Genomic DNA, 21,409 nt, shown 5'->3' with positions numbered 1-21,409 from the left:
TTCTTAATTCGTTACGATAAATCATTCAGTTTAACAGTATTTTAAGATTGATTATTTAATTCTTAGCTTTTGACCCACAAAAATGGCGTTGTTCTTTAAGTTATTTAAAGCTTTTAATTTATTTACTGATATTTTATTGTTTGTGGCAATTCTATATAATGTTTCACCAGAAGCAACAACATGGTGATTATTATTCTTAACTTCATCTATACTCTCAGGTACATTATCTGAAGAATTTATATTCCCTTTAAAAAAAGCTTCTTTCTCTTTTTCATTTTTAACATAACCTATCACTATTTCATCACCAATTTCTACATTGTCAAAATTGGTCATATTATTTAACTGATACAATTTTGCCAAATTAAAACCATACTTCCTGGCAATACTACTTAGTGTCTCGCCTTTTTTAACTATGTGTGTTATTGTTGGATCAAATTCTTTCTTTTTAATTGGCTTAGTGGCTGGCTTAGTAGGTCTTTTTTTAGAAACATCACCAGTAATTAAATTCATATAAGCAGGTTTACCTTCTAATAAAATCTGATCCCATCCTTCAGGAAGTTTATTGCTTTGCGAAAAAATATTTATACCAAAAAAAAGAGTGATAATTAAAGCTAATTTTACTTTCATAACAGTAATGTTAAATAGTCATTCTCAAATATATAAATCTTTACGTAAAATTCAAGTTTTGATTTAGTTCAGTTAATTACTTATTTTTAACATCAACTAACTTAAAAATTTTCTTATGACAAATTCAAACAAACCCAATACCGTATTTTGGGTAACAGGTATTATTGCTTTAATATGGAACGCTATGGGTGTAATGGCATATGTGGCTCAAGCCTATATGACTGATGAGATGAAGGCTGCATTACCAGAAGCAGAAAGAGCTTTATACGATGATATTCCTGCTTGGTATACAGCCGCTTTTGCTATTGCAGTTTTTGCAGGACTACTTGGATGTGTTTTACTTTTGATGAAAAAGAAACTAGCAAAACCAGTTTTTTTAATTTCATTAATTGGTATTGTAATTCAAATGTTTTATAATTTTTTTATGAGTAGAGCTGCCGAAGTATATGGACCTGGTGGAATGGTTATGCCAATAATGGTAATTATTATTGGAGTTTTCTTATACTACTATGCTAAAAAATCTGAAGCAAAAGGTTGGCTTTCTTAAAGAAAACTAAATTTTAAATATTCTATTTGCTGTCTATGTTTTTAGGCAGCGTTTTTTTATTCAAACAAAACAAAAATAAATTCGGCTACACAAGCTGGTTTTTCTTGCCCCTTAATTTCTATTTTACAATCGAAAGTTAGTTTTTTTCCGTTATGCATATCTTCAATATGTTTTATTGAACTAACTAACCGTAATTTACTATTTACTGGTACTGAATTAGGAAAACGAACTTTATTTAATCCATAGTTCAATCCCTTTTTTACACTTTTAATTTCTATTAAATCTGAAATTAACTCTGATAGCATAGAAACCGACATAAATCCGTGAGCTATGGTTGTTCCTGTTGGCGAATATTTAGCTGCTTTTTCTTCATCAACATGAATCCATTGTTTATCTAAAGTAGCATTGGCAAAATCATTAATCATTTGCTGAGTTACGGTAAACCACTCACCTACTGGTAATGATTTTCCATGTAAACTTTCTAATTCATTTAAATTTGAAAGAACTAATTTACTCATGTTATTAATTTTTGTTTCCTAATATATCTTTCTTAATTCTAGGTAATTCTAATTCATATTTAACGACAACGGTTCTAATCAAAATAATTGCTGATGCTGCAATTATAAATCGAACATCTTCATTAATATTAAATTTTAATAGAACTAAATAGATTACCCCACCAGCTAAACATGCTGAAGCGTAAATTTCTTTTTTAAATATTAGTGGAACTTTTCTAGTAAGTACATCTCTTATTACACCACCAAAAACAGCTGAAACCATTCCCATAACTAAAGCAACAAATGGATGCAAATTATAGGCTAGTCCTTTTTGCAAACCAAGTAAGGTAAATACACTTATACCAATGGTATCAAACAAAAACATTGTTTTTCTAAGTGGAGCTATTTTACTTTTAAATAGAAAAGTTATAGCTACAGCGGTTAAGATTGTCCAGATATAATTAATATCTCCAATCCAATTTATTGGATGTGCATTAATTAAAACATCACGAATCATACCTCCACCAACTGCAGTAACAAAGGCAATAATAATTACTCCAAAAACATCAAAGTCTTTTTTTATCGCAACCAATGCTCCACTTATAGCAAATGCAAAAGTACCAGCAATGTCTATGGCGTAAATAATATTCATTAGATATTTATTTCAGAAATTTGAATTTGTAGTGTTCTTTCAACCTCTTTAATTTTACTTCTTTCATTGTTTAGAACTAAAACTAAAGAAACTCCTTTTTTCCCTGCTCTTGCAGTTCTCCCACTTCTGTGTGTATAATATTCTAATTTTTCTGGTAATTGATGATGAACTACAAATCCTAAGTTTTGCACATCGATACCTCTTGCTGCAACATCTGTAGCAACTAAAACCTGAAGGCTCTCATTTTTAAAAGCACGCATTACTTTATCACGCTCTTTCTGTTGCATATCACCTTCTAAAGCTTCAACCGAAAAACCTTCCTCTTTTAACTGCTTAGTTATTTTTTGAGTTCCTGCTTTGGTTCTAGCAAAGATGATACCTCTTTCAGCATGTCTTTTTTCTAAAAACTTAATAATAACATTTACTTTTTCAGGAATTGTAGTTTGTACAAACTGATGTGTAATATTGGCATTTACCAATGTGTTTTTATTAATTTCAATTTGCTTTGCTGAAGCATTCATGTATTTTTTTACAATACTTCTAATCTCTTCTGGCATTGTTGCAGAAAACAACCAGGTTTTTCTAGTTCCTGAGGTATATTTTAAAATACGATTCAACTCTAGTTTGAATCCCATGCTTAGCATTTCATCGGCTTCATCTAAAACTAAAGTTTGAATATTTTTTAAATCAACGTCACCACGTTCTATTAAATCAATTAAACGACCAGGAGTTGCTACGATTATATGGGTAGTTCTTTTTAAGTTTTTTATTTGACGTTCAATCTTCTCTCCACCATAAACAGCTTCAACAAAAATTCTATCATCTACATACTTAGTAAACTTAAATAGTTGTTTTTTTATTTGCTGCACTAACTCTCTTGTTGGAGATAGAATTAACGCTTGTGTAGTATTCTTAGAAGCATCTATCTTATGAAGAATTGGCAAACCATAAGCTGCTGTTTTTCCTGTTCCAGTCTGAGCTAACCCAATAAAATCAGCGTTATTTTCTAATAAATAAGGTATTGCTTCTCTTTGCACATCCGTCGGAGTTGTTATTCCTAACTCTTTTAATCCTTTAACATATTCGTTTCTTACTCCTAATGCTTTAAATGTTGTCATTTTCTATATTTATAAGTGCAAAGATATTGCTTATTTTACAGGTAATAATAGGTTTTTAATTTCTTGTGTAATTCTTTTAGGTCTTTGTGTTTTAGCATCTAACAAACAAAAAGTAGTTTGCGATTTTACTAAAAGAGTTTCTCCTTTATAAATTTCATAATGGCGGATAGATTTTATTCCTTCTGTTTTCCCTACCCAAGTATTAATTCTCACTTCATCACCTAAAATTGCTTGACTTTTATAATCAACTTCATGACGGATTACAAACCAAACATAATCAGGTTTTGGAATATCTTTGATTAATAAATGCCAATGATCGTTAGATACATCTTGCATCCACTGTACATAAACTACATTATTTACGTGGTTATATTCATCTATTTCAAGAGGAGATACTATGTGTTTCTTTTCAAAAAAGTTCATTTAACAAACTTACAACGATTGGTGTTAATTATTACTTAAATGTTAGTGTGATTTGGTTTCGGTATTAGAATATTTTAGATATTCGAGTGCTAGAAATTAAATATGAACAAAATAACCAGCAAATTTGGCTCAGAAAAAATAAGCAAACTCTTGTTAAAGCAAGCTATTCCTGCTTCAATTGGAATTTTAGTGATGTCTTTAAACATGATTGTTGACACCATTTTTGTTGGAAGATGGATTAGCGTTATGGCAATTGCGGCAATAACAGTTGTTTTACCTATAGCTTTTTTAATTTCATCTATTGGTATGGGAATTGGTATTGGAGGAAGTTCAATAATTTCTAGGGCCTTAGGAAAACAAAACATACCGAAAGCTTTTGAAGTTTTTGGTAATCAAATTAGTTTAACAGTTGCGTTATCTTTCTTATTTGTTTTTATAGGTACTTTTTTTTGCTTCCCTATTCTACAATTATTTGGTGCAAATGGAGATATTGTATTTCCTGCAACCGAATATTTTCATGTAATTATTTGGGGAGTTCCTTTTTTAGCATTTGCCATGATGGGAAATCCAGTAATAAGAGCTGTAGGTAAACCTAATTATGCAATGTTTACCATGATTTTCCCAGCAATTTCTAATATCATACTAGATATAGTTTTTATAAAAATTATGGATTTAGGAATGTTTGGAGCCGGTTTAGCAACTTCCATTTCTTACGCTGTAAGCGGTTTGTTTGTGCTATGGTTTTTCTTATCAAAAAATACGGAGCTTAAAATTGTTCCTAAATATTTTAAAATTAACATATCAATTTTAAAAGAAATTGTAGCATTGGGGGGTATAACTGTTATAAGGCAAGGTACCATAAGCTTATTAATTATCATCTTAAATTATACTTTATTCAAATACGGAGGAGAAATATCAATCGCTATTTATGGAATTATTAATAGAGTTATGATGTTTGCTTTATTTCCTGTTTTAGGAGTAACACAAGGCTTTTTACCTATTGCTGGTTATAATTACGGAGCTAATGATTCTAAACGTGTAAAAGAAACGATTAAAACATCTATTCTTTATGGAACTGGAATAGCTACGCTAGTTTTTATTGGAATTATGCTATTTCCAGATCAATTAGTAAGTGTTTTTACAGATGATAAAGAACTATTAAGTTTAACACCAAATGCTTTAATCATTGCTTTTTTGGCAACACCAGTTATTACTACGCAATTAATAGGTTCTGCATATTTTCAGGCAGCAGGAAAGGCTTTTCCTGCATTAATACTTACGTTATTAAAGCAAGGAATCTTTTTAATACCACTAGTTTATATATTACCTAAATTTTATGGTGTAAATGGTGTATGGATGTCTTTTCCAATAGCTGATATTTTATCAACGTTGGTTACCTATTTATACTTGAAAAAGGAAATAAGATTGAATTTAAATTAAACTCTCCCCGTTTAAATTGGTTGTTAAAATATCACTCATTAAATTAAAATAAGGACGTAAAGCTTTAAATGAATTATCTATTTCGGTGATGAAATTTGGAGAAAGAACTTCTTTATCTGTAAACTTACGAACAGCTATAAATCCTTTTTTACGAATTAAATCGATGGATTTATGTTCTTTGTCAAATCCTTTTGGAGCTGTTTTTAACTCCTCGCCTTCTAATTTACCTCCAAAATATTTTACAAATTTTTCTTCAGCTAAAATATCCCTAATCTCTGAATCATCTAATTCAAATTCTTTACGGATACGAAATAAATCATCCTTTTCAGGCTGCCAAAATCCACCCCCTAAAACAGTATCACCAGGTTTAATTTGTAAAAAATAACCACCTCGTAATTGTTTCCCACTTCTAGAGTAAGAAACAGCAAATCTTGGGTTATAAGGCGTTTTATCTTTAGAAAAACGAACATCTCTATAAATACGATATATTTTTTGCTTTTCAATATCATCATGCTTTTCTAAATTTTGATGTATGTTAGAAAAGACATCTTTTGTGTTTGCTAAAGAAGCATCATATAGCTTTTTATTGTCAGCAAACCAATCTCTATTATTATTGTTATTTAACTCCTTTAAAAATTGAAAAGCGGTTTTATCTAATTGCATAAAAAATTCGAATTTTAAAAATCTAAGATACAAAAAAACGCTACTGAATTACATCAATAGCGTTTATGATTTTTATAAATAATTTTAGATTATACATTAAATCTAAAATGCATAACATCTCCGTCTTGCACAACATAATCTTTTCCTTCTACACGCATTCTACCAGCTTCTTTTACTTTTGATTCGCTACCATATTTTTCATAATCGCTATAACTAATTGTCTCAGCTCTAATGAATCCTTTTTCAAAATCAGTATGAATAACCCCTGCTGCTTGTGGTGCAGTTGCTCCAATAAAAACAGTCCAAGCTCTTACTTCTTTTACACCAGCTGTAAAATATGTTTGTAGATTTAATAATTTATAAGCTGAACGAATTAAACGAGAAACACCTGGTTCTTCTAAACCGATATCAGCTAAAAACATTTGACGCTCTTCATAATCTTCTAACTCAGTAATATCTGCTTCTGTACCAACTGCTAAAACAATTACTTCAGCATTTTCATGTGCGACAGCTTCTTTTACTTTATCAACATATGCATTTCCTGAAACAGCCGAGTTTTCATCAACATTACAAACATATAATACTGGTTTCGCAGTAATAAACTGTAAAGGTTGAACAAACTCTAGTTCTTTTTCAGAAAATTCTAACGAACGAACCGATTTACTTTCTAATAAAGTAGCTTCAACTTTTAATAAAATTTCTAATTCTACCTGAGCTTCTTTATTACCAGTTTTAGCTGTTCTTTTTACACGTTCTAAACGTTTTTGAACAGTTTCTAAATCTTTTAATTGCAATTCAATATCAATCGTTTCTTTATCTCTTACAGGATCTATCGAATTATCTACGTGAATAATATTATCGTTATCAAAACAACGTAAAACATGTAAAATGGCATCAGTTTCACGAATATTTGCTAAAAATTGATTTCCTAAACCTTCTCCTTTACTTGCTCCTTTTACTAAACCAGCAATATCAACAATTTCTACTGTAGCAGGAATTACTTTTTCAGGATTTACTAACTCTTCTAATTTTTCTAAACGAGTATCAGGAACATTAACTACTCCAATATTAGGTTCTATAGTACAAAAAGGAAAGTTTGCACTTTGTGCTTTTGCATTAGATAAACAGTTAAATAAAGTTGATTTTCCTACGTTTGGTAATCCTACAATTCCAGCTTTCATTCTATTGTTTTATTGAAAATTTGCGAGTGCAAATATAGTTGTTTTCTTCTCAAATCTAGATATAAAAAAATCCCAAATAAATAATTTGGGATTTTTTATTTTTAAATTTATATACTATTCGTTATGCATAAAACTTTGCTTAGCTAATAATTCTTCTTCTGTTTCTACATTATCGTCATCAGGTACACAACAATCAACAGGACATACAGCTGCACATTGAGGTTCTTCATGAAACCCTTTACATTCTGTACATTTATCTGCTACGATATAATATATTTCATCAGAAATTGGTTCTTGATCTTCATCTGCATTTGCTTTTTTACCATTTGGTAAAATAACATCACCTTCTAAATCAGTACCATCAGCATACTTCCAATCATCTGCTCCTTCATAAATTGCTGTATTCGGGCATTCAGGTTCACAAGCCCCACAATTTATACATTCATCTGTTATAATAATTGCCATAATAAATCTCTTTCAGTTTTGTAACTTTGCATGCGCAAAAATAGTTCCAAATTAATTTATAAACAAAATAAATGGATACAATCCAAAATAGAATCTCTGCTTTTGTAAAATTAGGTGTTTTTTTAAGTCAATTCTCTCAAAAAAAAATTGCTAAAAAAGAAAACATTGAGCATAACGATTTGTTTTTTGATGGATTTAAACATCAATTAAAAGTTGCTGGAGAAAATAACACTTGGTTTACCAAAGAAAACTTATTGTTTGCAACTGAAAGTTGGTCGAAAGCACTAACACAAGAGAATATTAATAAGTGGATTATTGATGAAAGTTTAGGGAATAATAAAAGCCAAAAAGTTGCTGTTATTATGGCAGGAAACATTCCTTTAGTTGGATTTCATGATTTTCTTTCTGTTTTAATTTCTGGGCATTCAGTTTTGGTTAAGCAATCTTCAAATGATAAGCATTTACTACCTTTCTTAGCAAAATATCTAGAATACGTTGAACCTGAATTAAAAGGTAGAATTGAGTTTACGGAACAAAAACTAACCGGATTTGATGCTGTAATTGCAACAGGAAGCAATAATACCGCTCGTTATTTTGAATATTATTTTAAAGATAAACCGAGTATTATTAGAAAAAGCAGAAATTCACTTGCAGTAATTACTGGTAATGAGTCTGAAAAAGATTTTGAAAACCTGAGTGAAGATATTTTTCGTTATTTCGGTTTAGGCTGTCGTTCGGTTTCTAAATTATTTATTCCGAAAGGATATGATTTTGATAATTTCTTTAAAGGAATGTTCAATCAGCAAGAAATAATCAATAACGCTAAATACGCTAATAATTATGATTATAATAAAGCAGTGTATTTAATGAGTGAGTTCGATATTTTAGAAAATGGTTTTTTAATGATTAAAGAAGATGCAAGCTACGCCTCTCCTATTGCTTCTGTTTTTTATGAATATTATGATAATGTAGATGATTTAAAAATAAAGCTTTGGGAAGAACGTGAACAAATTCAATGTATAGTAGCAAAAGATTTTATTGAAAATGAAATTGCTTTCGGACAAACGCAAAATCCACAATTATGGGATTATGCTGATGGAGTGAATACTTTAGAATTTTTATCAAAAATTTAAAGAATAACTCTTTATAAATTTTGCACCTTTGTGGTAACAAAACACAACTTACTAATGAAAAAGCATAACTTTAGCGCAGGACCATGTATTTTACCTGAAGAAGTGTTACAAAAAGCTTCTGAAGCTATTATCAATTTTAATGATGATAATCTTTCTTTAATCGAAATATCTCACAGGAGTAAACCTTTTGTTGATGTCATAGAAAATGCTCGTAGTTTAGTTCTAGAATTATTAGGATTAGAAAACAAAGGATATAAAGCGTTGTTTTTACAAGGTGGAGCAAGTGCTCAGTTTTTAATGACAGCTTATAATTTATTAAATAATAAAGCAGCATATTTAAACACAGGTACTTGGAGCTCTAAAGCAATTAAAGAAGCTAAATTGTTTGGAGAGTTAATAGAAGTAGCTTCATCTAAAGATAAAAATTTCAACTATATTCCTAAAGGATATGAAATACCAACTGATGTAGATTATTTTCATTGCACCAGTAATAATACAATCTACGGAACGCAAATGAAAAGTTTTCCTAAAGCTTCAGTTCCTATGATTTGTGATATGAGTTCAGATATTTTTTCTCGTCAGTTAGATTTTTCAAAATTTGATTTAATCTATGCAGGGGCTCAAAAAAATATGGGACCAGCAGGAACTACATTAGTGGTTGTAAAAGAAGATATTTTAGGAAAAGTAGAACGTACCATTCCTTCAATGTTAAACTATCAAGTTTTTATTGATAAAGATAGTATGTTTAATACTCCGCCTGTATTTGCAGTTTATACTTCAATGTTAACTTTAAAATGGTTAAAAGAATTAGGAGGAATAGAGTTTATTGAAAAAGTAAATGAACAGAAATCAGCTCTTTTATATAGCGAAATAGATAGAAATCCTTTATTTAAAGGAATTGTAGTTAATGAAGATCGTAGTCACATGAATGCTACTTTTAATTTAACTGATGAAAAATTAAAAGAAAAGTTCGATGCCATGTGGAAAGAAGCCGATATTAATGGTTTAAATGGTCACAGAAGCGTTGGCGGATATAGAGCAAGTATGTATAACGCATTGCCATTATACAGCGTACAAGCATTAGTAAATGTAATGCAAGAATTAGAACGAAAAGCATAGAATGAAAATATTAGCAAACGATGGAATTTCTAACAGCGGTAAAGAAGCTTTAGAAAAAGGAGGATTTGAAGTAATTACAACCAAGGTTGCTCAAAATCAATTAGAAAATTATATTAACGAACACAATATAGATGCAATTATAGTACGAAGTGCAACGCAAGTGCGTCAAGAGTTGATTGAAGCTTGTCCTAGTATAAAATTAATTGGTCGTGCAGGTGTTGGTATGGATAATATTGATGCTGAATACGCTACAGATAATGGTGTACATGTTATTAACACGCCATCTGCCTCATCGAATGCTGTTGCCGAATTAGTATTTGCTCATTTATTCGGAATAACGCGCTTTTTACACCAATCTAATCGTGATATGCCTTTAGAAGGAGATTCTCGTTTTAAAGCATTAAAAAAACAATTTTCTAATGGAGTTGAATTAAAAGGTAAAACATTAGGAATTATTGGATTAGGAAATATTGGACAGGAAGTAGCTAAAATAGCTTTAGGTATTGGAATGAATGTAATTGCTGCAGACTCTTTAATCGAGCAGCAAACCATAAACATTTCTTTCTTTAATGGTCAATCAATTGATATCGATATAATCACGCAACCTGTTAATGAGGTATTAAAAACTGCTGATTTTATAACGTTGCATGTTCCTTCTCAAGAAGAATATATCTTAAAAGAAGATCAATTTAATTCAATGAAAGATGGTGTTGGTATTATTAACACATCACGAGGAGGCACTATTGATGAAGTAGCTTTAGTAAATGCTATTGAAAGCGGTAAAGTAAAATACGCAGGATTAGATGTTTTTGAAAATGAACCAACTCCAGAAATTCAGTTATTAATGAATCCTGAGATTTCTTTTACACCACATATTGGTGCTTCAACTATTGAAGCTCAAGATAGAATAGGCATAGAGTTAGCAAAACAAATTATCGAATTACTTTCTGAATAATTTATGGCAATTGTAAAACCTTTTAAAGCAGTTAGAGCTACACGAGATAAAATAGCTTTAGTTTCCTCTAAATCTTACGAGATTTATACTCCTGAAATGTTAGATGCTAAATTAGCATTTAACCCATATACATTTTTGCATGTTATTAACCCAGGTTATAAATATCATAAACAAGATATTAGTGGAGAGCAACGTTTTAAATTGGTGCACAATCGCTATTTAGAATTTAAAGAAGATGATATCTTTACTCAAGATGAAACACCAGGTTTTTATATTTATCAAAAGATAACTCCTACCAATTCTTTTTGCGGTATTATTGCGGCAACTTCTGTTGACGATTATCATAATAATGTTATTAAAAAACATGAAGGTACTTTAAGAGAACGTGAATTATTATTTGAAAATTATTTGAAGAATACAGGCTTCAATGCAGAACCAGTGCTCCTCACCTACCCAGATAACAATTCTATTGATGGAGTTATTCAAAAATATAAAAACAAAAGACCAGAATATCAATTTGCAACAACTGATAAAGACACACATTTGTTATGGGTAGTAAATGATAAAAGCGATATTCAGCAAATTGCAAATGCGTTTGCAAATATTGATACATTATATATTGCAGATGGCCATCATCGCTCAACATCTTCTTGTTTATTAGCACAACGTTTAGAAAAAGAAAATCCAAATCATACTGGTGATGAAGATTATAACTTTTTTATGAGTTATTTACTTCCAGAAAACCAATTAAGCATTTATGAATTCAATCGATTTATAAAAGATTTAAATGGTTTAACTCCAGATGAGTTCTTGATTGAATTAGACACTTTTTTTAGAATTGAAAACCGAGGTCAAGAATTATATAAACCTAAAGAGAAGCATCATTTTAGTATGTATTTAAATGGGGAGTTTTACGCTTTATATTTACGTAAATCAGCCTATAATTTTACAGATTCTTTGAGTCAATTAGATGCACAAATTTTATACACCACGGTACTAAAACCTATTTTAGGAATTAATGATATTAGAAATGCTTCTAAGATTTTATATTCTCAAGATAAATCGGATGGTTTAGAATTAAAGACAAAGGTAGATAGTGGAGATTTTAAAGTGTCATTTGGTATGCTGCCTACAGATATTAATGAATTAAAAACAATCGTTGATGCAGGTTTATTAATGCCTCCAAAAACTACTTATATAGAACCTAAATTAAGAAGTGCTTTAACTATTTATGAGTTTTGATATGATAACTGGAATTAAAGAAAATCTCCAAAAAATAAAATCTAATTTACCTGAGAATGTAACACTAGTTGCAGTTTCTAAAACAAAACCCATTGCAGACATACAAGAAGCATATGATGCTGGTCAACGAGTTTTTGGAGAGAATAAAATTCAAGAAATGGTTACTAAATTCGATGTTTTACCAAAAGACATCGAATGGCACATGATTGGACATTTACAGCGTAATAAGGTAAAATACATGGCGCATTTTGTTAATTTGATTCATGGTGTAGATAGTTTTAAAACGCTTAAAGAAATTAATAAGCAAGCAAAAAAACACGATAGAATAATTAATTGTTTGCTACAAGCAAGAATCGCTAAAGAAGACACTAAATTTGGATTATCATTTACTGATATCGAAGATATATTAACTTCAGAAGAATTATCAGAATTAGAAAATGTTAAGGTGGTAGGTTTAATGGGGATGGCAACTTTTACTGATAATCAAGAACAATTAACAGAAGAATTTTTATCGTTAAAGACCTTCTTTTCTAAAAATCAGGAAAAATACCCGAATTTATCAACGCTTTCAATGGGAATGAGTGGTGATTATCAATTGGCTATAGAAAAAGGAAGTAATATGGTACGTATTGGTAGTTCTATTTTTGGAGTTAGAAATTATATTGTTTAGTTTTACATTAATTAGCTAAAAAGAAAAAGGATTGTACGCAATTTTAGATATTGAAACTACAGGAGGAAAATTTAATGAAGAAGGCATTACCGAAATTGCTATTCATAAATTTGATGGTCATCAAATCATAGATCAATTTATTAGTTTAGTAAATCCTGAAAAGGAAATTCAAGAGTTTGTTGTTAAACTTACTGGTATTAACAATAAGATGTTACGTAATGCTCCTAAATTTCATGAGGTAGCAAAACGAATAGTTGAAATCACTAAAGATTGTACAATTATCGCTCATAACGCTGCTTTTGATTATCGAATATTAGGAACGGAATACAGACGCTTAGGCTATGATTATAAGCGAAATACGATCTGTACTGTAGTCGTAAGTAAGAAGTTAATTCCTGAAGCTCCCTCACATAGTTTAGGTAAGTTATGTAGGTTTGTTGGAATACCAATGTCTGATCGTCATAGAGCAAACGGAGATGCATTAGCAACGGTACAGTTGTTTAAGTTATTATTAGAAAAAGATGTGGATAAAGAGATTGTTCAACAATCAATTAAATACCACGACAACAGACAAGAAAAACAACGTTATGTAAAGATTCTTGAAAAATTACCTGAAACACAAGGTGTGTTTTATGTTCATAATCAAGAAGGGAATATTATTTTTATTGGTAGAGGTAAAAACTTAAAACAAGAAGTAAATAAATTGTTTTTAAAAGATACTAGTAAAGCTCAAAAAATAATAAAAAGAATTAATGATGTTAGCTATGAAGAAACTGGTAATTTGCTATTTACTCGTTTAAAATATCATGAAGAATTAGAGAAGTTAAATCCTAAGTTTAATATTATCCGTAAGAAGAAAATTACTGATAAAAACTTTAATCATGATAATCTATTAATTATTGATAAAGGTCGTATACCTGAAGAACATGCAGTTATTTTAGTTGAGAACAATGAGGTTATTGGTTACACCTATACCAATTTAGCATTTCAAGAAAATCAAATGGCTATTTTAAAGTCGATGATTACTCCTATTGAAAATAAGGAACTCGCTAAAACAATTATAAAAAACTATTTGCTTAAAAATAAGGTTTCAAAAATAGTAAGATTGCAAGTTGAAAATAATTTGTAATATTGTTTTAAACCATTCATTTTAATCAAACTTTTTCTTTTGAAAAAAAACAATAAAAATTGGAAAGAAAAACTTCATGAAGTAATTTATGAAGCAGACACTCCGGCTGGAAAGCTATTTGATGTTGTATTATTAATAGCAATTATAGCGAGTATTGTCTTAGTAATGCTAGAAAGTGTTCCGTCAATAGGAAAAGAACATGGAGAACTTTTAAATATTTCGGAATGGATAATTACCATCCTTTTTACCATAGAATATATTGTTCGAATTATCTCAATTAAAAAGCCTAGTAAATACATTTTTAGTTTTTATGGAGTTATTGATTTATTATCTACGCTTCCAAAATATTTAGCAATTTTCTTTACAGGAACTCATAGTTTAGTTGCTTTAAGAGCACTACGATTATTACGAGTTTTTAGAATCTTAAAATTAGCTCGATTTATTGGAGAATCTAATAATTTCATGAAAGCGTTAAGAGCTAGTAAAGCTAAAATAGCAGTATTCTTATTCTTTGTATTAATTCTATGTGTCATTTTAGGAACGGTAATGTATTTGATTGAAGGTGGAGAAAATGGATTTACAAGCATTCCTAGAAGTGTTTATTGGGCAATAGTTACACTAACAACTGTTGGTTATGGAGATATTGCTCCTCATACACCATTGGGACAATTTGTAGCTAGTATTATTATGATTTTAGGTTACGGTATTATAGCTGTACCTACAGGAATTGTAAGCTCCGAAATGGTAAAGGTTAATGATATTGATTTAAATACACAATCTTGTCCTAGTTGCTCTTACGAAGGACATAATGATAGTGCTGTTTTTTGTAATCAATGTGGTGGTAAATTACATGAATAAATGAAAAACACATTAATTACCATTGTTGGCGCAACTGCTATCGGAAAAACAGCTTTAAGTATTAAATTGGCGAAACATTTTGGTTGTGATATTATTTCTTGCGATTCTCGTCAGTTTTATAAAGAAATGAGTATTGGAACTGCTGTTCCTGATCCAGAAGAAATGGATGCTGCACCACATCATTTTATTCAAAATAGAAGTATTTTCGATGATTATTCAGTTGGTCAATTTGAAAAAAATGCTCTATCTAAATTAGATGAATTATTTAAGAAAAACCCAATTCAAATAATGGTTGGCGGTAGCGGATTATATGTTGATGCTGTTTTAAAAGGCTTAGATTATTTTCCTGAGGTAGATGCTAGTATCAGAGAAAACCTAAATATAGAACTACAAGAAAAAGGAATAAAACATTTACAAGAAAAATTAAAAGAATTAGATATTGAAACCTATAATTCAATAGCTATTGATAACCCTCATCGATTAATTAGAGCAATAGAGATTTGTATCGGTACTGGTAATACTTATGCTTCCTATAAAAATAAACCAAAAACCCCACGTAATTTCAATTCTATAAAAATAGGATTAACTGCTGATAGAGAAATTATGTACGATCGTATAAATCGTCGTGTAGATATTATGATTAACAATGGGTTATTAGACGAAGCTAAGAATATGTATCCTAATAAAGCACTTAATGCACTACAAACTGTTGGTTATAGAGAGTTATTCGAGTATTTTGATGGAAATTTCACTAAAGAATTTGCTATTGAAGAAATTAAAAAGAATACTCGTCGATTCGCAAAACGACAAGGCACTTGGTTTCGAAAAGATAAAAACATTATTTGGTTTGATTTTCAAGACGATGTTCAAAACATCATTAAAATACTTGAAACTAAAATTTAACGAATTTTAAAGAACTTAGGGCATTCACTTTTATATATTTGCGACAAAACAATCAAAAAAACATGAAATCAAAAATTTTATTTTTAGCTGTAACGCTTTTATCAACGATTACTTTTTCTCAAACTAAATTAGGTACTGTAAATAGTGACTTAATTATTGGTAAAATGCCACAAATGAAAAATGTTTTACGAAGAGTTGAAAACTATGGCAAAAAATTAGATTCAACATTTCAAATAAAAGCTAAAGAATATAAAGCGAAAGTTGACTCTTTTAAAGCTGAAGAAGATATAATGACAGAAACTGATAAAAATAATAGAATCCAAGAGTTACAAAATATGGAACAAGAAATAGGAAAATTTCGTAAAAATGGGTCTACTATGTTACAAGTTCAACGAGATAATAATATGCGTCCTCTATACAAAAAGCTAAGTGAAACTATTGCTGAAGTTGCCAAAGCAAACGGATATACTCAGATTTTAACTACAAACGGAAATCAGTTCGGTTATATTGATGAAAAGTTTGACATCACTCAATTAGTATTAGATAAATTAGGCATTAAAGAATAATTATCATTAATGGATAAAAATTCTAAAGATATACAACTTCAATACGAAGGATTTTTAAAAACACCTTTTCTATGGCATGGAAAAGGTGTTTTAGATTTACAACAATTTGAAAATAAATCAATAAAAACAACTTCCTTTTCTAGTACAATTACGCAAAAATTACGTTTGGGTAAATTAGTAGAACGATTTGTATCTTCTGAATTGCAACAAGATTCATCTATAAAAATGCTTTCTGAAAACATTCAAATTCAAGAAGGAAAAAGGACTCTTGGTGAATTAGATTGCCTTTTACTAAAAGATAAAAAGCCAATTCACTTAGAAATTATCTACAAATTTTACTTGCATGATAAAACTGTAGGGAATTCAGAAATTGAGCATTGGATTGGACCAAATAGACGAGATTCTTTTATTCAAAAGTTAAATAAGTTAAAGAATAAACAGCTTCCTCTACTCTATTCTAACCAGTGTAAACCATATTTAGAAAAATTAAATTTAACCGCTAAAGAAATTGAACAGCGGGTATATTTTAAAGCACAATTATTTGTTCCTTTTAATGATTTTGAAAATGAATTTACCTTAATAAACAACGATTGTATTCGTGGATTTTATATTAACTCAAAAGAGCTTCAACAATTCAGTGAATGTAAATTTTATATGCCCAATAAACATAATTGGCTAATTGAACCTCATGCAAATGTTACTTGGTTGAATTTTACAGAATACACAAATAGATTAGATATCTATATAAAAGAAGAAAACGCTCCTCTTTGTTGGATTAAAAAACCGAATGGAGAACTTTTTAAATTTTTTGTGACTTGGTGGTAACTTTAATCTTTGCTATTCTTTTTCTTGAAGTAATAAAATAAACCCCAGTTAATAGAATAATTGAAGCAATTACCGATTGTTCTGTAAGCTGTTCATCTAACAAGTACCATCCCAATAATAAAGCAATTACAGGGTTTACATATGCAGATGTGGCTACTTTTTCTGGAGACACTACTTTTAGTAAATAGTTAAATGCGGTAAAGGCAACAATACTTCCAAAAATTATCAAAACTGTTACTGAAACTTGTGCTTTATTTGACCAACTTAATGGAGAAATCCATGTTTCTTTAAATATTAAACTAGATACTCCAAGTAAAAAACCAGCAATTAACATTTGATAACCTGTACTTACTAAGTAGTTTTTAGGCAAATCAGCTTTTGAAACAAAAACACTACCATAACTCCAACTTAGTACACAGCTTAAAATCATAAAAATACCTAAAACACTACCTTCTGAAGTAGAAATTTCTTTCTGACTTACCAATAAATACATTCCAAAAACACCAAGTAATACACCAATTACCGATTTTCGCTGCATTTTTTGTCCGTCTATTAAGCGTAATAAAAAAAGTACAAACAAGGGTTGCGTTGAAGCTAAAAGTGCTGCAAAACCACTATCAACGTATTTTAGCGCCCAAACAAAAACACCATTACCATATACTAAGAATAGAAAAGCAGCAATTACTGAATTGATGAATTGACTTTTTGATAATTTTAAGGAGATTTTCATAAATCTAGCGATCAACATAATTAATACACCCGCAGTAAAAAAACGAATACCGCCTAAAAACAATGGAGGAATTTCGGTAACAGCAATTTTATTAAATAAATAAGTTGATCCCCATATAAAATATATTGAGAAAAAAGCAGCTATAATTAATAGCTTAGAATTTTTCATAAATCTGATTTTTTAGCAATTTTCTTTCTAATTCTACTTAAACTTTGAGTAGCAATACCTAAATAAGAAGCAATATGATAGTTCTTTACATGCTGCTCAATATTTGGATAGGTTTTAGAAAAATTAAGATAACGTTGTTTTGCTGATTGAGACAAGGCTTGTAAAGTTCTCTTTTGAGACTTCGCTAAAAAGCGCTCTACCTTTTTCCTAATAAAACGCTCTATTTGTGGAATTCTAGCTAAGGCTTCTTCAAAATCTTTTTTTTCTACTCTTAATAGAACTGATTTTTCAATAGCTTCTATAGTTAATGTTGATTCTTCTTCTAAAAAATAACTAATATAATCGGTAATCCACCAATCATTAACCGCAAATTGAATTGTATGCTCTTTACCTGCTTCATCAATAAAAAAAGTTCTTAAACAGCCATTTAAGACATAATATTGATGTTTTATTTGTTCATTGGTGTTTAGAATATAACTCCCTTTTTCAAAAACTTCCTCTTTAAAAATACTGAACAAGAAATTAAGATCTTTATCAGATAAATTTAAATCTTTAAAAGCTATGGAGATATCTCTTTTCATTAATCTAAAATAAGTATAAAAAATAACTTAATTAAACTTTATAAAAGAGTTTCTAAATAATGATTGTCAATTGAATATACTTCTTTTAAACTAGCTATTTTATTATCAATTCTAACTTCATCATTTTTTTTAGATGATTTAGTACCAACTAACATCACATTTTTACGTGTATGTTCGTTACTAATAAACTCGAAAACTTTAGTGTTATAATTGTTCTTTTCAAGAATTAAAGCTCTTATAGTATCGGTTACCATTTCAAACTGACGCTCTTTAAAAATACCATATTTTAATAACGGGCTCTCCTGCTCTTTTCCTTTTACTTGCTGACGAATTTGTTTATGGCAACAAGGTGCACAAATAATTAATTCTGCTTTTGCTGATAAACCTTTATAAATAGCGTCATCGGTTGCTGTATCACAGGCATGTAAAGCAATTAGTATATCAATTTTATTATTGTCGTATTCTTGAATAGGTTTTGCTACAAACGATAAGTTTTTAAACTCAGATTTTTGTGCAACACCATTACAATAGTTTACCAACTCTGTACGCAATTCAATTCCGGTTACTGTAGCGTTGTATTTCTTTTGATTTACTAAATAATCATACAAAGCAAATGTTAAATAACCTTTACCAGAACCCATATCAACAATATTAATCTTCTTAGGCAACTTGGTAGATTTTAGTAAACCTTCAATAATCTCTAGATACTTATTTATTTGACGGTATTTATCCGCCATTTTATGAATTACCTTTCCGTTTTTATCAGTAATTCCTAGATGTTGTAAATAACTTCCTGCTTCTGCTAAACGCTCTTTAGGTTTATCGTGTGTTTCTGGTAACTTGTTTTTAAAACTGGCTGCGTTTAGTTTATAGGATACTTTTTTCTTTTTAGAAATAAATACCAACAGGTCGTTTTTTAAAGTAAATAAGGTAGCTGCTCTAAAATTATCCATCAATAAGATTTCTAATTCAGATATTGCTTCAGAAAGCGTATAATTTTTCACTTTATCATTCGTAGTATAATGATAGGTAAACTGAAACATTTCAGCTCCTTTAATTTTTATTAAACGTACATACACATTAGGTAAACCATCACTCTTACGAGTTGGTTTACTTAAAGTAAGTTTAACAAAATTGTTATCTAAAACACTTTGATTAAGTGTATCTCTTAATTGTTGGAATTCATTCATACTGCAAATGTAAATAAGATTATGATTTAATAAATTATTATTCAAATACATTTTACACTTCTTACATCAAAATAGTAATTTTGTACTATGGAAAATACAAAGCAAATAACAAAGAAGTTACAACGTTCGGTTGCAGAAGCAATCAACCAATACACAATGATTGATGATGGAGATAGAATTATGGTTTGTTTATCGGGTGGTAAAGACAGCTATACTTTATTAAATATGTTAATGTATTTTCAAAAAGTAGCGCCAATTTCTTTTGACCTTATTGCGGTAAATCTTGATCAAAAGCAACCAGGATTTCCAGAAGAAGTTTTGCCTAATTATTTAGAAAATTTAAAAGTTGAATATAAAATTATAGAAAAGAATACGTATAAAGTAGTTATGGATAAAACCCCTGAAGGAAAAACTACTTGTAGCTTGTGTTCTAGACTAAGAAGAGGAACTTTATATGAAGCTGCCAAAGATTTAAAATGTAATAAATTGGCTTTAGGACATCATAGAAACGATATTTTAGAAACCTTTTTCTTAAACCTTTTCTTTTCTGGAAAGTTAGAAACAATGCCGCCTAAATTTAAAAATGATGCAGGCGATTTAGTTATTTTAAGACCATTGGCTTTTTGTAAGGAATGTGATATTGAACAGTATTCTGATATCATGAACTTTCCTATAATTCCTTGTAATTTATGCGGTTCTCAAGAAAATTTACAGCGTAAAAAAGTAAAACAAATGATTGCTGATTGGGAAAATGATTTTCCTAATAGAAATGCGATTATGATGAATGCCCTACAAAATGTATTTCCTTCTCACTTATTAGATAAAAACTTATATGACTTTGAGAATTTGAATGATAGAATAACTGTAGAAACTCTTTATTAAAAGCAGTTTTTCTACTCTTGATATTCTAATATTAAAAACATAACTTCGCTAACGTTGGATATAAATTATTAAAACGAATTCATATTCCTAAAAAAGTACCAAACAGTTGAAAACCGAACAATGAAACAACTTTTAATTTTAACATTAACACTTTTGATTCTATCAAGTTGTAACCAAAAAAAATCGAAGAAAACACAATCTGAATTTAAGTCAAAAACGGAAATAAAAGTAGAAACGAAATCTGAACTAAAAAAAGAAATAGAAACTATCCAATCGAAAAAGAAAAATGATACAATTAATAATTATTGGGCTATAATTCTTGATACCATTTCCAGTAAAAAAGAATTTAAAATTTCTGATTTAAAACATACTCTTGAATTAAAAACTTATAGTTTAAACGATAGTTCAATTGTTCGGAATTTAGCTCAAAACGGAGAACAAGCTTATTTAGACCATTCTCACAAAATGGTAACTGATTTTAAACTTTTGACCGACTCTATTGTTTACAAAAAACAAATCGATAGAACTAATTTTGAAAAATCACTTATTCCAGAATTCTACGAAAAATGTAATCTTTTGACAACCGAAATAGACAGTACTAAAGGGAACACAGTTTATTTGAATTCAAATTTAGGAGTTCCTGACACAAGTAACATTTGGAGAGTTTGGTACTCTATAAAAATTAAAAACGACCGAATTGGGAATTTAGAAATTAATAAAACTGATTATGTTGGAATGTAAAAACTATTTGGTAACAATGTATAACCGCAATTACGGCGAATTCGACTAAGTCCGAATCCTCTCGGAATTGCTAAAGTTAGTGCAAAAAATTCGCTACTTTTCAT

Annotated in this window: 25 protein-coding genes; 14 read left to right on the top strand and 11 right to left on the bottom strand. The window is 29.5% G+C overall.

The window, feature by feature from the left end; genetic code table 11:
* Window positions 1–51: 51 nt before the first annotated feature.
* The gene (locus tag H3Z83_RS00705; RefSeq protein WP_182123560.1) at window positions 52–627 is read right to left on the bottom strand and encodes a LysM peptidoglycan-binding domain-containing protein; all 576 of its coding nucleotides are present in this window, start codon (window positions 625–627) and stop codon (window positions 52–54) included.
* A 115-nt stretch (window positions 628–742) separates the two neighbouring features.
* Between H3Z83_RS00705 and H3Z83_RS00700 the strand changes: the two genes are divergently transcribed.
* On the top strand, window positions 743–1,174 hold the full coding sequence (locus tag H3Z83_RS00700; RefSeq protein ID WP_182123559.1) for a hypothetical protein: 432 nt from the start codon (window positions 743–745) through the stop codon (window positions 1,172–1,174).
* A 56-nt stretch (window positions 1,175–1,230) separates the two neighbouring features.
* Here the strand turns inward: H3Z83_RS00700 and H3Z83_RS00695 are convergent, their stop codons facing one another.
* Genes H3Z83_RS00695 through H3Z83_RS00680 form a run of 4 tightly spaced genes read right to left on the bottom strand, consistent with a single transcriptional unit; the run spans window position 1,231 to window position 3,864 of the window.
* Window positions 1,231–1,692: a MaoC family dehydratase gene (locus H3Z83_RS00695; protein ID WP_182123558.1), complete on the bottom strand. Its 462-nt coding sequence runs from the start codon at window positions 1,690–1,692 to the stop codon at window positions 1,231–1,233.
* A 4-nt stretch (window positions 1,693–1,696) separates the two neighbouring features.
* A complete protein-coding gene (locus H3Z83_RS00690; protein ID WP_182123557.1) occupies window positions 1,697–2,323 on the bottom strand; it encodes a trimeric intracellular cation channel family protein in 627 nt (208 codons plus the stop codon).
* Window positions 2,323–3,441 (bottom strand): DEAD/DEAH box helicase, encoded by a 1,119-nt coding sequence (locus H3Z83_RS00685; protein WP_182123556.1) that lies wholly within the window; start codon window positions 3,439–3,441, stop codon window positions 2,323–2,325. The genes H3Z83_RS00690 and H3Z83_RS00685 overlap by 1 nt, the downstream gene beginning before the upstream one ends.
* 30 nt (window positions 3,442–3,471) lie before the next feature.
* A complete protein-coding gene (locus H3Z83_RS00680) occupies window positions 3,472–3,864 on the bottom strand; it encodes an acyl-CoA thioesterase (RefSeq protein WP_182123555.1) in 393 nt (130 codons plus the stop codon).
* Between the two features lie 102 nt (window positions 3,865–3,966).
* Here H3Z83_RS00680 and H3Z83_RS00675 point away from each other — a divergent pair, with 102 nt between their 5' ends.
* Entirely contained in the window at window positions 3,967–5,304 is a 1,338-nt protein-coding gene (locus H3Z83_RS00675) for an MATE family efflux transporter (RefSeq protein WP_182123554.1), read from the top strand.
* On the opposite strand, the gene H3Z83_RS00670 is transcribed toward H3Z83_RS00675, so the two are convergent.
* From H3Z83_RS00670 to H3Z83_RS00660, 3 genes are all read right to left on the bottom strand, one after another.
* On the bottom strand, window positions 5,296–5,967 hold the full coding sequence (locus H3Z83_RS00670; RefSeq protein WP_182123553.1) for a DUF2461 domain-containing protein: 672 nt from the start codon (window positions 5,965–5,967) through the stop codon (window positions 5,296–5,298). The genes H3Z83_RS00675 and H3Z83_RS00670 overlap by 9 nt on opposite strands.
* Window positions 5,968–6,056: 89 nt before the next feature.
* Window positions 6,057–7,148 carry a redox-regulated ATPase YchF gene (ychF, locus tag H3Z83_RS00665; RefSeq protein ID WP_182123552.1) on the bottom strand — a complete coding sequence of 364 codons (1,092 nt, stop codon included), beginning with the start codon at window positions 7,146–7,148 and terminating at the stop codon, window positions 6,057–6,059.
* Between the two features lie 114 nt (window positions 7,149–7,262).
* Window positions 7,263–7,613, bottom strand: a complete 351-nt coding sequence (locus tag H3Z83_RS00660; RefSeq protein WP_182123551.1) for a 4Fe-4S dicluster domain-containing protein — start codon at window positions 7,611–7,613, stop codon at window positions 7,263–7,265.
* 71 nt (window positions 7,614–7,684) lie between these two features.
* On the opposite strand from H3Z83_RS00660, the gene H3Z83_RS00655 reads away from it, so the two are divergent.
* The 10 genes from H3Z83_RS00655 (at window position 7,685) to H3Z83_RS00610 (ending at window position 17,013) form a co-directional block, all read left to right on the top strand.
* On the top strand, window positions 7,685–8,746 hold the full coding sequence (locus H3Z83_RS00655; protein ID WP_182123550.1) for an acyl-CoA reductase: 1,062 nt from the start codon (window positions 7,685–7,687) through the stop codon (window positions 8,744–8,746).
* A 54-nt stretch (window positions 8,747–8,800) separates the two neighbouring features.
* On the top strand, window positions 8,801–9,865 hold the full coding sequence (gene serC / locus H3Z83_RS00650; RefSeq protein ID WP_182123549.1) for a 3-phosphoserine/phosphohydroxythreonine transaminase: 1,065 nt from the start codon (window positions 8,801–8,803) through the stop codon (window positions 9,863–9,865).
* A gap of 1 nt (window position 9,866) precedes the next feature.
* Window positions 9,867–10,820 (top strand): D-2-hydroxyacid dehydrogenase, encoded by a 954-nt coding sequence (locus H3Z83_RS00645; protein WP_182123548.1) that lies wholly within the window; start codon window positions 9,867–9,869, stop codon window positions 10,818–10,820.
* Between the two features lie 3 nt (window positions 10,821–10,823).
* A complete protein-coding gene (locus H3Z83_RS00640; RefSeq protein WP_182123547.1) occupies window positions 10,824–12,062 on the top strand; it encodes a DUF1015 domain-containing protein in 1,239 nt (412 codons plus the stop codon).
* Window positions 12,052–12,732: a YggS family pyridoxal phosphate-dependent enzyme gene (locus tag H3Z83_RS00635; RefSeq protein ID WP_246337428.1), complete on the top strand. Its 681-nt coding sequence runs from the start codon at window positions 12,052–12,054 to the stop codon at window positions 12,730–12,732. Before H3Z83_RS00640 ends, H3Z83_RS00635 begins: the two co-directional genes overlap by 11 nt.
* Before the next feature lie 31 nt (window positions 12,733–12,763).
* Window positions 12,764–13,861: an exonuclease domain-containing protein gene (locus H3Z83_RS00630; RefSeq protein ID WP_182123546.1), complete on the top strand. Its 1,098-nt coding sequence runs from the start codon at window positions 12,764–12,766 to the stop codon at window positions 13,859–13,861.
* Between the two features lie 39 nt (window positions 13,862–13,900).
* Window positions 13,901–14,719: an ion transporter gene (locus H3Z83_RS00625; RefSeq protein ID WP_182123545.1), complete on the top strand. Its 819-nt coding sequence runs from the start codon at window positions 13,901–13,903 to the stop codon at window positions 14,717–14,719.
* On the top strand, window positions 14,720–15,622 hold the full coding sequence (gene miaA, locus H3Z83_RS00620; RefSeq protein ID WP_182123544.1) for a tRNA (adenosine(37)-N6)-dimethylallyltransferase MiaA: 903 nt from the start codon (window positions 14,720–14,722) through the stop codon (window positions 15,620–15,622). It abuts the gene before it with no gap.
* Window positions 15,623–15,684: 62 nt separating this feature from the next.
* A complete protein-coding gene (locus H3Z83_RS00615; protein WP_182123543.1) occupies window positions 15,685–16,188 on the top strand; it encodes an OmpH family outer membrane protein in 504 nt (167 codons plus the stop codon).
* 9 nt (window positions 16,189–16,197) lie between these two features.
* Entirely contained in the window at window positions 16,198–17,013 is an 816-nt protein-coding gene (locus H3Z83_RS00610; protein ID WP_182123542.1) for a DUF1853 family protein, read from the top strand.
* Here H3Z83_RS00610 and H3Z83_RS00605 read toward each other — a convergent pair.
* Genes H3Z83_RS00605 through H3Z83_RS00595 form a run of 3 tightly spaced genes read right to left on the bottom strand, consistent with a single transcriptional unit; the run spans window position 16,988 to window position 19,682 of the window.
* Window positions 16,988–17,911 (bottom strand): EamA family transporter, encoded by a 924-nt coding sequence (locus H3Z83_RS00605; RefSeq protein ID WP_182123541.1) that lies wholly within the window; start codon window positions 17,909–17,911, stop codon window positions 16,988–16,990. The two genes, H3Z83_RS00610 and H3Z83_RS00605, sit on opposite strands and share 26 nt — an antisense overlap.
* Window positions 17,908–18,492, bottom strand: coding sequence for a Crp/Fnr family transcriptional regulator (locus H3Z83_RS00600; protein ID WP_182123540.1), 585 nt, complete (start codon window positions 18,490–18,492; stop codon window positions 17,908–17,910). The genes H3Z83_RS00605 and H3Z83_RS00600 overlap by 4 nt, the downstream gene beginning before the upstream one ends.
* A gap of 38 nt (window positions 18,493–18,530) precedes the next feature.
* Window positions 18,531–19,682, bottom strand: coding sequence for a class I SAM-dependent methyltransferase (locus tag H3Z83_RS00595; RefSeq protein ID WP_182123539.1), 1,152 nt, complete (start codon window positions 19,680–19,682; stop codon window positions 18,531–18,533).
* An 87-nt stretch (window positions 19,683–19,769) separates the two neighbouring features.
* Here H3Z83_RS00595 and ttcA point away from each other — a divergent pair, with 87 nt between their 5' ends.
* Together ttcA and H3Z83_RS00585 are read left to right on the top strand one after the other, a co-directional pair.
* Complete coding sequence (gene ttcA / locus H3Z83_RS00590; RefSeq protein ID WP_182123538.1) at window positions 19,770–20,564, top strand: tRNA 2-thiocytidine(32) synthetase TtcA; 795 nt, start codon at window positions 19,770–19,772, stop codon at window positions 20,562–20,564.
* Window positions 20,565–20,684: 120 nt separating this feature from the next.
* A complete protein-coding gene (locus tag H3Z83_RS00585; RefSeq protein ID WP_182123537.1) occupies window positions 20,685–21,305 on the top strand; it encodes a hypothetical protein in 621 nt (206 codons plus the stop codon).
* Window positions 21,306–21,409 lie beyond the last annotated feature (104 nt).

It is taken from the genome of Tenacibaculum pelagium, from assembly GCF_014062345.1.
GTDB classification, from domain to species: Bacteria; Bacteroidota; Bacteroidia; order Flavobacteriales; family Flavobacteriaceae; genus Polaribacter; species Polaribacter pelagius.
This window is presented reverse-complemented; position numbering and strand designations above follow the sequence as displayed.